Source organism: Microbulbifer maximicatervae (SeqCode) (assembly GCF_052467955.1).
The window spans coordinates 735,402-751,458 of record NZ_CP174329.1 but is presented as its reverse complement, the minus strand read 5'-3'; the positions used below and the strand labels follow the sequence as shown (position 1 = coordinate 751,458).

Here is a 16,057-nt window from a genome sequence, read left to right as displayed (position 1 = left end):
TTTGAGCGATGTAAACAGGCTTTTAAAGTCTTGCTGTTTACATCGCCAATCAAAACACTGGTTCAATTTTTCAGTAATAAAATGCGGTGGTGTAAGGATGGTACCAAGAACTGTTTACAACGAAGATCACGAACAGTTTCGAGAAACTTTACGTAAATTTTTAGAAAATGAAGCTGTACCCTACCACCATCAGTGGGAAAAAGATGGTCAGATAGATCGTAAACTGTGGAATAAAGCTGGAGAAATGGGCTTTCTGTGTCCGCAAGTTGACGAAAAGTATGGTGGCTTGGGGCTGGACTATGGCTACAACTCCATTATTGATGAGGAGGTGGCCCGAGCGGGACTTTCCGGTATTGGCTGGGGCCTGCACTCCAATATCGCCGTGCCCTACATTATTAATTACGGTACAGAAGAACAGAAGAAAAAATACCTACCTAAATGCATTAGCGGGGAAATGATTACCGCGATTGCTATGTCGGAACCCGGTGCCGGGTCGGATCTCCAGGGGGTGAGAACTACAGCCGTACGCAAGGGAGATCATTACCTGTTAAATGGTTCCAAGATTTTTATTACCAATGGGCAACAAGCAGATCTGGTTATCGTAGTAGCCAAAACTGACCCTCACGAAGGGGCCTCTGGAGTCAGTTTATTCCTTGTAGAGGCAGCTAGCCCAGGATTCAAGAAAGGTAGTAATCTGGAAAAAATAGGCATGAAGGCACAGGATACTTCAGAGCTATTTTTTGATGATGTCAGAGTTCCTGTGGATAACCTTCTCGGAGGAGAGGGGCAAGGATTTATTTATTTAATGCAGGAATTGCCCCAGGAACGATTGAGTGTAGCAATTTATGCAATAGCTAATGCAGAAGCAGCCCTGCAATGGACTATTGATTATGTGCGGGACCGCAAGGCTTTCGGTAAACCTATTGCTGCCTTTCAAAATACGCAATTCAAACTGGCTGAACTGGACAGTGAGTTAACCGCTCTTCGGGTATTTATCGATCGCTGCTTGGAGCTTCACTATAAAAAGGAACTCGACGTTGCAACTGCAGCGAAAGCCAAGTTATTGAGTACAGATTTCCAATGCAAACTTTTGGATGAATGTGTTCAGTTACATGGCGGCTATGGCTATATGTGGGAATACCCCATCGCCCGGTCTTGGGCCGATGCTCGTGTAGCACGTATTTATGCCGGAACCAATGAAATTATGAAATTAATTATTTCCCGGGACCTCCTGCGCGATGACTAAATTAAAGTGCTAGATTGAAATTCCTGTTCTCAATTAAAATAATGAAATAAAAAGTGAAACAGCAAACGAAGAATCATTGCGCCCCTCTTGAGGGGCTTAAAGTACTCGACTTTTCTACCCTACTTCCCGGTCCCTATGCCACTATGCTATTGGCGGACTTGGGCGCCGAAGTACTAAGAATCGAGTCTCCCACACGCCCAGATTTACTACGGGGCTTTCCGCCTTTAGTCGATGACACGGCTTCCCTATCCGCCGCCCACGCAACCATTAACCGCAACAAACGCTCCCTGGCGATCGATCTAAAAAATCCAAAGGCAAAAGTGGTGATTCAACGATTGCTTCAGCAATACGATATTGTTATCGAGCAATTCCGCCCCGGAGTGATGGATAGGCTGGGCCTTGGCCACCAAAGCTTAAGCCAACAGCGCGCAGACATTATTTACTGTTCGATTACCGGATATGGCCAGACTGGACCATTAAAGCAACGTGCTGGGCACGATATCAATTATCTCGCACTATCTGGTCTGGCCAGCTATTCCGGCAACCGTGACCATGGTCCCTGCCTGAGTGGCACACAGATAGCAGACATCGCCGGCGGTTCACACCATGCGGTTATGTCGATACTGGCTGCGGTATATCATCGCCAGAGAACCGGGGAAGGCAGTTATATCGATATCAGTATGACGGACTGTAGTTTCGCGTTAAACGCAATTAGTGGGGCCAATGCACTGGCTTTAAATACCGATCCCAAGCTGGAATCCGAGCTGCTAAACGGTGGAAGTTATTATGATTACTATCGCACGGCAGATAACCGCTATCTTTCTGTGGGAAGTTTAGAGCCACAATTTGCTGAGCAATTTTTTACAAAGATAGGTCGAAAGGAGTGGTTGACTCGCATTGTCCAAGACGGGCAACAAGAAACACTTAAGAAAGATATTGCAGAAATTATTGCCACAAAAAGCCAGAAAGAATGGATTGATATATTTCAGGATATTGATGCGTGTATTGAACCCGTACTTAATTTTACAGAAGCTGCTGATAGCGATCTTATCCAATCCAGAGAGATGATCTGTTCTGTGAATGGAGACATTAAACAGATCAACACACCCTTTAGATTTAACGGCCAAAAGCCCCACTTATTTAACCGAGGGGCAGCTCTGGGAGAGCACAATCACGCTGTGCTGGGTGAGCTCGGCTTTAGCGCTGAAGAAATTGAAGAGCTTTGCGAAGTTCAGGGTGTCACTCATTAATCACCTTGAACAGGGTTGCTAGAGCAGTGATAGCTGCCTCTAGCTGCCACCCCCGCCACAGCCCCCACCACAACTGCTTCCAGAATCTGAAGAGGAGCCGCCACCCCAAATTCCAGAGAAGGCACTGCCGGAAGTTCCGCCTTGACAGCTCGCGGCACAACCAATATGACTGGCACAGTGATCCGCAGCGGGACTATTTCTCGAACGACAGTTTAGCGAATAATGAAATCCATCTTTAATCCCCAACTTTTTATCAATTGAGAAAATCAGAGGTAACCATTTTGGCTTGGAAGGACTTATACCACTACGAACACAAGCAATTCGCCACACTCTCTTAATCCCCTCACTAGCTGTATCCTTATCTGGCATAACTTCATTGGGTGTGTGGTGCAGAAAGTGTCCAAAAGATTTATTACAAAAATTGCGATACATCTGTGTGCTTAATATAAATTCATGCCAAGCGACATCAATCACTTGAGATGGCATAGCGACCATTTGTCTACCAGCCGTTTGGCAGATAATAAAATATTCCCTTAACCCATCGAGTACCATACCCAGCTGCTTGTTGCTGAGATGAGGGTATTTGTTCTTCACTCTTTGTTTGAGAGACGGATGGAATTGATAGTCTCTTAAAAATCGTTCCCGTTGTGATTTTCGGTAAAAGAAAAAAAGCATAGTACTTACGATCAATAGACAAATTGCTATAAAACCTTCAGATACCATAGTAACCCCCGCTTATAATCACTTATTACTCTAAATCAAATCGTAAAAATTCATCATCTCAATGTAATATCAATAATACTCTTATACCACTCTATTTTAAGATTTGAGAGTACCAAGTGAGCGCTTTTAGGTTGGGGCTTGAAGTATTTTTGAATCTTTATTAAGCTAACACTTAACAACTTTTCTTTTTGGAGCTATCTACGCCAATGAATTAAGCCTTGCACACACTGGAGATAAACCGGTTTCTTAAGAGGCCATCAATTCCCGTGCAAGTGGCGTACTCCATTCTCTACAACTTTCTCTCAAGATCATGGTATTGCGCCACCTATTCCGACTACCGGAGGGTGACATGCAGAGCATTTGTTCTATAAAAAATCTTTACTTAAACGTCCCTGAGAAATCTCTATTTAAGGGGATCCATCTTGACTTCCCTCCGGGATTTACTGGCTTAGTGGGAAATAATGGCAGTGGGAAATCGACTTTTTTAGAGGCTTTAATTGGGAAACTAAAGCCTGAACAGGGAAGTATTACTTGGTATACGGACTACCTTAAAGTGGATCAAGTGAGCAGCAATTCCAACAAGAGAATTGTAGATATATTCGACCCTACGGGCCTCTATGACTGTTTTTCACGTATTGAATCTGGCAATCATAGTGAGGAAGATCTGATGCGTGTCTCAGATTCATGGGAGCTACCTATAATTTGGCAACAGCATTTATACAGCACCGGAATAAATCTCACGTTAGACACTCCTATCGGCAATCTTAGCGGTGGTGAAAGAGTCCGACTGGCTTTAATCAATGCCTTCTCTCATAAAAAGCACTACCTACTACTAGATGAGCCTAGTAACCACCTAGATTCAGACGGTAGAAAATGGTTACAGCAGAAAATTAGAAACCATTCTGCCGGAATTCTAATGGTCAGTCATGATCGAAGCTTACTCCAACAAGCTGACACGATAGTGGAACTAGATTCAGGAAAACTACGCACATATGGTGGTAACTATTCACACTACAAGAAAGAAAAAGAGATACAGAGACAGTCTGTAGAAAAGAAAATTGAAAGTACCAAAAAGAATATAAAAAGCCTAAACAAACTTAAGCATAGTTCTGCTGAAAAAACTACAACCAGAAAAAACCAGGGTAAGAAATTAAAAGGTTCCCAATGTAAATCGCTACTAGATGCGAAAAAAGATCGTGCAGGGCAAAGTTTAGGCAAGCTGACTAGAAACCTGGATCGTCAGCACCATAAGTTAAAGCTAGATTTAGAAAGTTGCCAAAAGGACTATAAGAGTCATAAGCTCCCAAATATGCAACTTAGCAAAACAGGGCTAACGGGTGGTATTCGTCTGCATGTTGAGGATCTCAAACTGCCCTACGGTATTCAGAGTGATCCCATATCACTTACCATGCACAGTGGCGATCGCTGGCATATTTGTGGCGCCAATGGTAGCGGAAAGACAACGCTACTAAAGATCATTGCTGGTCGAGTTAAACCTCGCAGCGGTTTGTGTAAAACTTTTGGCAGCTGTTTTTATCTGGATCAGAACCTAAGTCAACTAAATGGAAATCTATCTGCCTTGGAAACTTTATCCCGCCTGCACCCTGATAAAGATACCAACTTCTGGCGCACAGCCCTGGCCACAATGAATATTCGAGGTGATTCTGCACTTCGCTCTACCAATACTTTAAGTGGAGGGGAGCGACTAAAGGTTGCTTTACTTGCCGCTACTCGTGGCACTGAGGCACCAGACCTGCTACTACTGGACGAACCGGACAATCACTTGGATCTGGAGTCGCGTATAGCGCTGGAAGCTGCGCTGATAGAATATCCCGGAACATTTTTATTGATCTCCCATGACTCTACTTTTGTAGAAAATGTGGGAGTGAATAGAAGGGTCTATCTATAGGCATATTAAGACGTAAATAAAGGAAGTGAGATGTGAAAACGCTGCGCTTGCTATTAGGAGATCAATTGAACCAAAAACACTCCTGGTTTAGAGGTAACCAGGAGGATAAGATCTACTTTATGGCTGAAATGCGCCAAGAGACTGATTACGTTGTTCACCACATCCAAAAAATCGTTGCCTTTTTTGAAGCTATGCAGATTTTCTCAGAGTGGCTTAAAAATAGGGGCTGCAATGTCATCTACTATCGAATAGATGATAAAAACAACAAACAAAACCTTACAAAAAATATCGAAGATATTATTAGAAAACACAAAATTGAAAAATTTGAGTACCAACTTCCCGATGAGTACCGACTAGATCAGCAGCTGCTACAACTAGAAAAGAGACTATCGATAGAATTTCAAGCCTACGATACTGAGCACTTTTTAACCACCCGAAAAGAGCTGGCAGACTTCTTCCAGGGGAAAAAATCGCTACTTATGGAAAGCTTCTACCACTATATGCGGAAGAAGCATGACATTCTGATGAACAATGGAAAACCTGAAGGGGGAAAGTGGAATTTCGACCAAAGCAATAGAAAGAAATGGAATGGAAAGCTGGGCAAACCCAAGCAGGGAAAAATAACAAGTAATGTCACTTCAACTTTATCCCGTATAAAAAATTCTGGAGTTAATAGTATTGGAGAGATTGATCCAGAGAATTTTATATGGCCAACCAGCAGGGAGGAATCTATAAAACTACTTCGTCATTTTTGTAAATATCTACTTGCTCATTTTGGCGATTTTCAGGACGCAATGGATCCAGATGAAGCCTTTCTTTATCACAGCCGAATTAGCTTCTCCCTAAATAGTAAACTCATATCTCCAAAAGAGGTTATCGATACAGCGATAAAATCTTGGGAAGATGGAAAAATTCCAATAGGACTAAACCAGATTGAAGGTTTTGTACGCCAAATATTGGGCTGGCGAGAATATATGCGCGGTGTCTACTGGATGTCTATGCCCAGTTATGAGCATCAGAATAAGTTGAAGAATAAAAATAATTTGCCAGATTTTTTCTGGGATGCCAAAACGTCCATGAACTGCCTTCACAACACCATCAGGAATAGCTTGGAAAATGCCTATGCTCACCATATCCAAAGGCTTATGATTACCGGTAATTTTGCGCTATTAACACAAACTGACCCTGACCAGGTGGAAAGTTGGTATCTCGGTATTTACATAGATGCTATTCAGTGGGTTGAAATGCCTAACACCCGGGGAATGAGCCAGTTCGCCGATGGTGGATTGGTTGCAACAAAGCCCTATATTAGTAGTGGCTCCTATATCAACAAAATGAGCAACTATTGCAGCGACTGTATTTATGACGTCAAACAACGAACTGGAGAGAAGGCCTGCCCATTTAACAGCCTCTACTGGAATTTCTTAATTGAAAAAAGAAAAATGCTAGAGGGCAATCATAGAATGACAATGATGTTCAGCCTTTTGGATAAGCTTGAGAAGAGTGAAGTGACAGCAATAAAAAAAAGGGCAAAGCAATTTATGACAAAGAAATCGTAATCTCTATATAGATCATAAAATCCTTTATCGAAGGCTTCCTTAATCATTACTAAACTAAGCCAATACTCGCCTCAATAGACTCTGGTCATGAAGACTGCAATCATTACCCTCGATTTTATCAACGATATTTGTCACCCAAAGGGAAAAATATCAGCAGCGGCCCCAAGAGTCTATAAGAATAGAGTTATTGAGAACACCAATAAACTCCTTACGTGGGGAAGAGCACGACGTCATCTTATTTGCCATATCAGGGTCGCTTTTTCCACCGACTACAGGGAAGCTTCCTCTAACTCTCCTCTCTTCAGCTATATCAAAGATATAGGCGCCCTCCGTCAGAAAAGCTGGGGCACTGCTTTTGTTGATGAACTCAATATTACTGATAGCGATATATCTATTTATAAGAGGCGTGTCAGTGGCTTCTATGGGACCGAACTCCCAGTACTTATTACTAGCCACAATATAGAAAGGATTATTCTCTGTGGGGTATCAACACAAAATACAGTCGAACTGACGGCCAGGGAAGCTCACGATAGAGACTTTTCAGTATTCATTGCCTCAGATGCCTGTGAATCTGACACGGAAAACAATAAACAGAATAGCCTGAACTTCCTCACAAAGATAGGCAGTGTAAAAACTGTCGGTGAGATTATTGCTAGTGAAGGTGCTAGTAAATCATGAATACCCGCATTTCCAATAGAGAATTTGCCCTAAGTGTCATTACCGCAATTCTGGCGGCCAGCTGTATGTCGCTAACCGGGCTATTTGGTAAAGAACTAACTACTTTTAGCTCCTTATCCCTGGTGGTCTTTATTCGTTTCTTTGCCCCATTTTTACTCCTAACCTGGATTTGCCTCGTTGTTTTCGATGAAAACCCTGTAACTCATCGAATAGACAGGATTGATGGTGCAAGGGCGTTATTCACTTGTCTCGCTCAGTATTGCCTGTTTTATTATTTGTCCAAAGGCTCTTTACTTGTCGCCGCCCTTCTATTTTCAACGTCAGGTTTATTTCTCCCTTTTATTACCCGGTTTGCCAAAAAGGATCCGATAAAAAAGAAGACATTAGCGGCCTGTTTAATCAGCTTTATCGGCGTTGCTTTTATATTGAAGCCAACTGCTGGCTTTGATAGCTATATGATAGTGGGCCTGCTATCGGGCTTCTTTGGAGCTTGTTCACAGTTTGTAATGCACCACTCTTCAAAGAAGCAAAATACAATATCTTCAACCACCAAGATGTTCGGCCTATCCAGCCTCTATATGCTTGCCATTTTATTGATTGAAGGAAATCTTGGGGAGCTTGCGAAAGTCGCGGTATCTCTATCGGACTCGGTAAGTTTTGTGATTGTGATTATTGCTTTTAGCCTGGCGACAATCAGCAATCAATCCTTACGCACTAAAGCCTATCGTCGGGTAAACAGACCTGCCAGCTTATCTCCCTATTTATATACAAGCCTGATTTTCTCCGGCATATTGGATTGGTTTGTTTATAGCACACTACCAACCTGGAATACTTATGCCGGCAGCTTACTGATAGTTATCGGAGGTATTATTCAGGCAATCAGAACTCAACCCCAGATTAAGGCATCTCATTCTTAGCAAGGATAAACGAGGACAGGGAATAGCGGGAGAAACCCAGCCCCACAGATTCAATTATCTGCAGGGCCCAGACGATTACTTGAACATCAGTTCAGGATTAACCATCGTTTTCATTTCCAGAACGTTGCCATTTGGATCTTCGATAAAGAAAGTTTCCTGTTCATATTCATTGCCGACAAAGCGACGGTAGGGTTTGTCCAGGTATTCCAGCCCAGCAGCTTCGATACGGCCTTTCAGTGCCTGAAACTCATCTTCCGGCAGGTGAATGCCAAAATGAGGAACAGCCACTTCTCCCATATCCACCTTGTGGCGAACATTGGGGAGCTTCTCCTCACTCTGGTGCAGGGTGAGTTCGTTACCCCAAAAGTCGATATCTACCCAGCGACCTTCTTCACTGTTGCCGGTCTTGCAGCCTAAGACATCGCAATAGAATTTCTTGGCGGTTTCCAGGTCCCCTGCCGGAATCGCAAGGTGCAAACAATTCGATTTCATATAGCCTCCAACCTTTGCTAGCTCCTCATAGAGATCAAAAATTGATTGACTGACATCTGCTAGTCATTAGCCCTTCAACCCTCCCCCCCCCTGACAGCATTAACATTTACTTTGCCGTCGGAGCCACCCAAAGGATACAAATAAGATCAAGTGATCCCGTTAATTATTTAAATAAAAGTGGCCGCTTTACGCGCTGGCAACTTATACCGGGAATATTCCTAATATTAGGGCCCATAGCTTTAGCTAAAGAGCCCGAACTCAGGGAGTATACAGATGCATATCATCGCACCCCACCCCGAAATGGAATATCCTCCTAGCCTAGGAGTATACTTTAACATATATATTTCAATCTCTAATATCGAACCCGCGGAGAAACTGCTTAGTTATTGAACGTACTCCTCGACACTTCAGCGCCAAATCCTTATAGTGCGGCCCCCACATCACGCCTCCTATTTTGGCGAAACTGGCTTACCAGAGCCCATTTGTAATCCTCAGGAATACGCTCTTGATCTCCACCGCGAATATCACCATGCAGTTTGGTGCCCAACCACTGTTTGAAAACATTTCTGTAAAGTTCGGCAATGGCAACCGATATGGCCTTATCGGGGCCAATGGATGTGGAAAGTCAACCTTTATGAAGATCCTGAGTGGTGCCTTGGCGCCCTCGGCCGGCAACGTATCCATTGAGCCTGGATGCACCTTGGGTACTTTGAGCCAGGACCAGTTTGCATTTGAAGAGTACACCGTCGTCGATGCGGTCATCATGGGAGATGTCCGCCTGTGGGAAATTAAACAGGAACGTGACCGTATATACTCGCTACCGGAAATGAGCGAAGAAGACGGCATGCGCGTAGCCGAGCTTGAAGTCCAATTTGCTGAGCTGGATGGCTATAGCGCAGAGAGCCGTGCGGGAGAAATCCTGCTTGAAGCTGGCATCGATGAATCCCTGCATTTTGGCCTGATGAAACAGGTAGCTCCCGGCTGGAAATTGCGTGTATTACTCGCCCAAGCGCTATTTGCCGACCCGGATATTTTATTGTTGGATGAGCCGACCAATAACCTGGACATCCACACCATCAAGTGGTTGGCAGATGTACTGAATCAACGCAAAAGCACCATGGTCATCATTTCCCACGATCGCCACTTCCTGAACTCTGTCTGCACCCATATGGCCGACATAGATTATGGTGAATTGCGGGTTTTCCCCGGCAATTATGAGGACTTTGTTGCGGCCTCCACGCTAATACAAGAACAACTTCACGCAGAGAATGCCAAGAAAAGTGCCGAACTGGACGAGTTGCAGAGCTTTGTGAACCGCTTTTCTGCCAATGCATCCAAAGCCAAGCAAGCCAGCTCCCGCGCGAAGAAGATGGAAAAAATCAAGCTGGACGAAATCAAACCCTCCAGTCGGGTCAGCCCTTATATTACGTTTAACCAGTGTAAAAAATTGCACCGCCAGGCGCTGACTCTTGAGGGGCTTACCCATGGTTTTAATAGTGAAACGCTATTTCAAGGTGGCGAAATGCTGCTGGAAGCCGGTGCGCGCCTGGCAATTATCGGTGAGAACGGCGTTGGTAAAACAACCTTCCTGCGCTGTCTTGTCAATGAGATCCAATCAAACAGCGGAGTCGTCAAGTGGTCAGAAAATGCCGCTATCGGCTACTGCCCGCAAGACAGCAGTGCAGATTTTGATGGTGACCTGACGATATTTGAGTGGATGTCCCAGTGGCGCACCCCCAAGCACGATGATCTGGCCGTGCGGGGTATTCTGGGCCGACTATTATTTACCGCAGATGATGCCAATAAAAAGGCAAAGGTCTGCTCTGGCGGCGAGAAAAATCGCCTGCTGTTTGGCAAGCTAATGATGATGGACACCAATGTGCTCATCATGGATGAGCCAACCAACCACTTGGACATGGAAGCCATCGAAGCCCTAAACAAGGCACTGGAGAAATATGAGGGCACACTTATTTTTGTGAGTCACGATCGTCAGTTTGTCTCATCTCTGGCAACCCGAGTTATTGAAATCAAAGATCAAGCACTGATCGATTTTCAAGGCACTTACGAGGAATACCTGGCGCACCAGTCAGGTACAGGACAGCAGGTAGCCTGATTCCAAACTCGAACCGGAAAAGACATATTGGGGCGATAACAATACTCGCTCCAGGTCTCAAAAGCTGGAAAGTGTAACCAATCACCACCAGATAATACGGGGCTCGGTAGGTATCACCTGAGCCCCCTAAAGTCGCCCCCCGCTACTGCAATCCCATCCAGACTCCCTCCTGGGCCAATTTCCTACGAACTAGCAAAAAAACCAAACAGCCAAATAATTTTTATACAGGTTAAAAATCGATTTACTTTTCCCAACTATAACCATAACCATCGACCTCAGGCCGATGCCTGTCTATATAAGGAAGGCGCTCATAAGATACATTTCAATCACCCTTGTTCTGCTACCAAGCGGATGACTTCCAGTGTCATCAAAATTAAACAACATCTATCGCGAACCCTAAAAGCACCAAAAGTATTCATGTTGCCTGTGCAAGCACCACTGGGGAGCAGATGCCGACTTTCTGGACTATTTACCTAATTTGCCCCTGCAATGTAGCGATTCCCTACTATCAAACCAATTAAACAATACTTTTTTGCTACACCGCCCCATCGCTAACCAATAAATGAGTATCTCGTTTTCCCCAAGCGTGATTTTTTGGTGCAGAGTTACTTAAAAAGCTCGGAAAAAAGCGTAAATGCCGAGAAAAAACACTGGAAAACAGGGGTTAAGTTCTGGTACATTCCGCGACTATTTTTTAACCAACTGCCGATTTTCTCATCGGCCGCCAGTGCGAAATTCGCCTGTCGCTGTAACAGAGGTAATAGAATGAAACCAACCAAGCCCCTGCTACTGCTGGCCTCTAGCCTGTTGTGCGTAGCTGCCCAAGCTGAGATGACCTGGAGTGACAACAGCCTGAGCCTTCTTTACGGCCACGATTACGAGGTTAACTACAGCCTCAACACGGATGACTCTGAAAGATCCGTAGTAACTTTCGAGCACGCCAGTGGCCACAGCTGGGGTGACCTCTTTATTTTTGCCGACTACCTGGACTCGGAAGATGGCTCCAATGAGCTGTATAGTGAGATTTCTCCCCGCCTGAGCTTAGGCAAGCTCAGCGGCAGTGAGCTGGCTTTCGGACCGGTTACCGATGTGCTTGTCGCCACAACTGTGGAGATAGGCAATATGGATGACCCGGATCACCTGACGGCCACAGGCCCCCACTTCACCAATTACCTGACAGGTGTGGGCTTTGATCTCGCGGTTCCCGGTTTCTCCTTTGTACAGGCGAATGTTTACCACCGCGATAACGATGACAAGGCCAGCAACGAGCAGCTGACCCTGGTTTGGGCCATGCCTTTTACCCTGGGTGATGCCAGCTTTGTCTACGACGGATTTATCGATTGGACCAGTGCTTCTGAAGATTCACACCCGAGCACTAACTTTACCTCCCAGCTGAAATGGGATGCCGGCGCCACCTGGGGTGAACCCAAGACCCTGTACGCGGGTATTGAGTACGTACACTGGAACGACAAGTTCGGAATCAAAGATGGCACTTATGGTGTCGATTCCAACGAGCGCAACGTTAACCTGCTAGTAAAGTACCACTTCTGATATGAAACCCACTGATATCCAAACATCGGCGACCCCTGGGTCCGACATCCCGCAGGTGGGAGGCAATGCCTCATTCCTGGAGAAGTTGTTCAAGCTCTCAGAGCGCCAGACGAATGTTCGCCGGGAAGTGATTGCCGGCGTTACCACATTCCTGACGATGGCCTACATCATCTTTGTGAACCCCAATATCCTGGCTGCAGCGGGTATGGATAAGGGCGCTGTGTTTATGGCGACCTGCCTTGCAGCCGCTATTGGCTGCCTAATTATGGGGCTCTACGCCAACTACCCCATCGCATTGGCGCCAGGTATGGGCCTCAATGCCTTCTTCGCCTACGTTGTCGTCGGTGAAATGGGCTACAGCTGGCAAGTAGCCCTGGGTGCGGTGTTTATATCAGGGGTAATCTTCCTGCTGCTCAGTATCTTCAAGCTGCGAGAGTGGATTATCGATAGTATTCCTCTCTCCCTGCGACAATCCCTAGCAGCGGGTATTGGCCTGTTCCTGGCGATCATTGCCCTGAAGAGTGCCGGTATCGTTGTGGCCAGCCCCGCAACGCTGGTAACCCTGGGCGACCTCAAGTCAATTGAGGCGATCCTGGCAGCACTGGGCTTCTTTATTATTGTGGCCCTGTCCTATCGCCGTATGCTGGGCTCAGTGATGATCGGTATCCTTGCGGTAACCGTCATCGCCCTGGCAATTGGTAAGGTAGAGTTCACCGGTCTGATATCCGCGCCTCCCAGCTTGGCACCGACTTACCTGGAGCTGGATATCGCTGGCGCCTTCGAAGTAGGCATGATCAGCGTGATCTTTGCCTTCCTGTTTGTCGACCTGTTCGACACCGCAGGCACCCTGTTGAGTGTCTCCGACCGCGCCAAACTGCTGGATAAAGATGGCAAGTTGCCTGGAATGGGCAAGGCCCTGATGGCCGACAGCTCCGCATCTGTCGTTGGTTCTGTGCTGGGCTCCTCCACTACTACCTGTTATGTAGAGAGTACTGCAGGTATAACCGCCGGTGGTCGCACAGGCCTGACCGCTGTGGTTTGCGCCGGGCTATTCCTGTTGGCGACCTTCTTCTCGCCCCTAATCGGTATGATTCCGGCCTATGCAACCGCAGGTGCTCTGCTGTATGTTGGCGTCCTGATGACTTCCGGTATGTCATCTATTGATTGGGATGACATTACCGAGGCCGCACCGGCAGTAATCGCCGCAGTGATGATGCCTTTGTCGTTCTCGATCGCGCACGGAATCGCCCTGGGCTTTATTTCCTACGCAGTTATTAAAACGCTGAGCGGACGTAGCAAAGACGTCAGCATCAGTGTCTACGTGTTAGCGGCACTCTTTGTTGCCAAGTTTGCCTTTTTCTGAGGGGTACATTGATGAAAAAGCACTTTATTAGCGCACAGCAGCTCCTGATAGACTCTTATGCTCTCGCCGAGCAAATCTATAAGGACGGCTTTCGCCCAAACTATATTGTCGGTGTTTGGCGCGGTGGCGCTCCTGTGGGCATCGCTGTACAAGAGCTGCTGCACGTGATGGGAGTGGATGCAGACCATATCGCTATCCGCACTTCCTCCTATCTCGGTATCGGTGAGCGCGATAAGAAAGTGCGCGTGCATGGCCTGAACTACCTGATCAAGCGCCTGGAGTCCCACGACTCCCTGTTGATCGTGGACGATGTGCACGACTCTGGCCTGAGTATTGAGCAAACTATCGAAGACCTGCGCGCTGCCTGTAAGAAGAACACGCCGGAGATTCGTATCGCGACCCCTTACTACAAGCCGAAGAACAACAAGGCCAAGCGCGAGCCGGATTACTTTATCCACAAGACCGAAGAGTGGTTGGTATTCCCCCACGAGATCGACGGTCTATCCCGGCAGGAGATTCTGGAGAACAAACCAGAACTCGCCCCCTATGTGGACAGAATCGCCACTGCTGTTTAATCAGCAATATTACCGGGGGCTAATGCCCCCGGTTCTCTTCTCCTCTCATCTCCCTCTCTCCCTTAGGCCATTCCGGCAAACCCTCCCCCGGCACTCAACTCCTGCCATAGGCAATACTTCAATACTCTATTAATAAACCCCACTTATGAAACTAAAGTTAGTGAGAATCAATTTATAAAGTAGAAAAGTTGGTCCAAAATTAATGCGATAAGGCCAAATGTCGGAAAATAAAAATGAACGACAAATCAGCGGGACTTAGTAAATCGCAGCTCGATGCTTACTGGATGCCTTTTACCGGGAATCGTCAATTCAAAAGAGATCCCCGTATTATTACCTCAGCCGACGGCTGCTATTACCGTAGTGCTGATGGCCGCCCCATATTCGATAGTCTCTCTGGCTTATGGACCTGTGGTGCTGGACACAACCGCCCGGAGATAATTGACTCCATTACCCGACAAGCAGCCCTTCTGGATTATGCCCCCGCTTTCCAATATGGCCACCCGGGAGCCTTCCAACTAGCGGAGCGTGTCAGCCAGATGATGCCCATGGGGCTCAATCGTATTTTCTTTACAAACTCCGGCTCTGAATCCGCAGAAACCTCTCTAAAAATAGCTAGAGCCTACTGGCAGAAGATCGGCGCTCCAGGGAAAACAAAATTCATCGGACGCGTGAAAGGCTATCACGGAGTTAATTTTGGCGGTCTTAGTGTGGGGGGTATTAGCACTAATCGAGCAATCTTTGGTTCATCTTTAGATTCCGATCACCTTCGCCATACCCTTTTACCCCAGAACCGTTTTGCTAAAGGACAACCTGAACAGGGAAGTTTCCTGGCAGACGAACTGCTGGAACTTATCAAACTGCACGGTTCTGAAAACATTGCAGCTGTTATTGTCGAGCCCGTAGCGGGGTCTGCGGGAGTATTGCCCCCACCAAAAGGCTATCTCCATCGCCTTAGGGAAATATGTACTCAATACGACATATTGTTGATATTTGATGAAGTCATTACCGCTTTCGGACGCATGGGGAAAGCCACCGGAGCAGAGTTTTTTGGAGTGACCCCGGATATGCTCAATACAGCCAAACAGCTTACAAATGGCGCTGTTCCCATGGGCGCTGTGGCTGTGCGTCAAGATATCTACGAGATATTCATGGAAAATGGAGGACCTCAATACCAACTGGAGCTTCCCCACGGCTATACCTACTCTGGGCACCCACTAGCCTGCGCAGCGGCATTGGCGACACTGGATATTTTAAAGAAAGAAAATTTATTTGAGAGATCTGCGGAGCTTGCCCATATCCTGGAAGACCATATCCATCAACTCAATGGATTACCGTTAATAGAAGATATTCGTAATTGTGGACTCGCCGCAGGCCTGACAATCGAATCAGCTCTAGATGAGCCATTACTCAGGCCTTACTTAATTGCTATGAAGATGTGGGAAAAAGGCTTTTATATTCGCTACGGCGGCGACACATTGCAAATCGGCGTCCCATTTATAGCACAGATAGAGGAGATTGACGGAGTTATCAACGCATTAGCGGAATCAATTACTGAGGTCGCAAACGGCCAGTAGCCAGAACCTACTCCTTCTCACTCTATATAAAAGATTCCCCCTACTGATACGGAAAATTTATATCGCCGCCTAGCTATCTTTAATGATACAAAGTAAATCGCAAATAG

Annotated in this window: 13 protein-coding genes; 11 read left to right on the top strand and 2 right to left on the bottom strand. The window is 46.2% G+C overall.

Going from position 1 to position 16,057, the window contains the following annotated elements; translation table 11 throughout:
• Positions 1-97: 97 nt before the first annotated feature.
• Positions 98-1,246: an acyl-CoA dehydrogenase family protein gene (locus ACJJI5_RS03255; protein WP_445355503.1), complete on the top strand. Its 1,149-nt coding sequence runs from the start codon at positions 98-100 to the stop codon at positions 1,244-1,246.
• A 53-nt stretch (positions 1,247-1,299) separates the two neighbouring features.
• Positions 1,300-2,496, top strand: a complete 1,197-nt coding sequence (locus tag ACJJI5_RS03250) for a CaiB/BaiF CoA transferase family protein (protein WP_445355502.1) — start codon at positions 1,300-1,302, stop codon at positions 2,494-2,496.
• A 39-nt stretch (positions 2,497-2,535) separates the two neighbouring features.
• Here the strand turns inward: ACJJI5_RS03250 and ACJJI5_RS03245 are convergent, their stop codons facing one another.
• Positions 2,536-3,219, bottom strand: a complete 684-nt coding sequence (locus ACJJI5_RS03245; protein ID WP_445355501.1) for a glycine-rich domain-containing protein — start codon at positions 3,217-3,219, stop codon at positions 2,536-2,538.
• A 349-nt stretch (positions 3,220-3,568) separates the two neighbouring features.
• On the opposite strand from ACJJI5_RS03245, the gene ACJJI5_RS03240 reads away from it, so the two are divergent.
• The 4 genes from ACJJI5_RS03240 to ACJJI5_RS03225 all read left to right on the top strand — a co-directional run bounded on the left by ACJJI5_RS03240 (position 3,569) and on the right by ACJJI5_RS03225 (position 8,282).
• On the top strand, positions 3,569-5,128 hold the full coding sequence (locus ACJJI5_RS03240) for an ABC-F family ATP-binding cassette domain-containing protein (RefSeq protein WP_445355500.1): 1,560 nt from the start codon (positions 3,569-3,571) through the stop codon (positions 5,126-5,128).
• Between the two features lie 32 nt (positions 5,129-5,160).
• Entirely contained in the window at positions 5,161-6,687 is a 1,527-nt protein-coding gene (locus tag ACJJI5_RS03235) for a cryptochrome/photolyase family protein (protein WP_445355499.1), read from the top strand.
• Between the two features lie 87 nt (positions 6,688-6,774).
• On the top strand, positions 6,775-7,365 hold the full coding sequence (locus ACJJI5_RS03230; RefSeq protein WP_445355498.1) for a cysteine hydrolase family protein: 591 nt from the start codon (positions 6,775-6,777) through the stop codon (positions 7,363-7,365).
• Positions 7,362-8,282, top strand: coding sequence for a DMT family transporter (locus tag ACJJI5_RS03225; protein ID WP_445355497.1), 921 nt, complete (start codon positions 7,362-7,364; stop codon positions 8,280-8,282). Before ACJJI5_RS03230 ends, ACJJI5_RS03225 begins: the two co-directional genes overlap by 4 nt.
• 75 nt (positions 8,283-8,357) lie before the next feature.
• On the opposite strand, the gene ACJJI5_RS03220 is transcribed toward ACJJI5_RS03225, so the two are convergent.
• Positions 8,358-8,774 (bottom strand): VOC family protein, encoded by a 417-nt coding sequence (locus tag ACJJI5_RS03220; protein WP_282930918.1) that lies wholly within the window; start codon positions 8,772-8,774, stop codon positions 8,358-8,360.
• Positions 8,775-9,279: 505 nt separating this feature from the next.
• On the opposite strand from ACJJI5_RS03220, the gene ACJJI5_RS03215 reads away from it, so the two are divergent.
• The 5 genes from ACJJI5_RS03215 (at position 9,280) to aptA (ending at position 15,950) form a co-directional block, all read left to right on the top strand.
• Complete coding sequence (locus ACJJI5_RS03215) at positions 9,280-10,887, top strand: ABC-F family ATPase (RefSeq protein WP_445355496.1); 1,608 nt, start codon at positions 9,280-9,282, stop codon at positions 10,885-10,887.
• A 765-nt stretch (positions 10,888-11,652) separates the two neighbouring features.
• A complete protein-coding gene (locus ACJJI5_RS03210) occupies positions 11,653-12,438 on the top strand; it encodes an outer membrane protein OmpK (protein WP_445355495.1) in 786 nt (261 codons plus the stop codon).
• 1 nt (position 12,439) lies between these two features.
• Complete coding sequence (locus ACJJI5_RS03205; protein ID WP_444895840.1) at positions 12,440-13,801, top strand: NCS2 family permease; 1,362 nt, start codon at positions 12,440-12,442, stop codon at positions 13,799-13,801.
• An 11-nt stretch (positions 13,802-13,812) separates the two neighbouring features.
• Positions 13,813-14,376: a phosphoribosyltransferase gene (locus ACJJI5_RS03200; RefSeq protein WP_413663623.1), complete on the top strand. Its 564-nt coding sequence runs from the start codon at positions 13,813-13,815 to the stop codon at positions 14,374-14,376.
• A 233-nt stretch (positions 14,377-14,609) separates the two neighbouring features.
• The gene (gene aptA / locus ACJJI5_RS03195; protein WP_445355494.1) at positions 14,610-15,950 is read left to right on the top strand and encodes an omega-aminotransferase AptA; all 1,341 of its coding nucleotides are present in this window, start codon (positions 14,610-14,612) and stop codon (positions 15,948-15,950) included.
• Positions 15,951-16,057 lie beyond the last annotated feature (107 nt).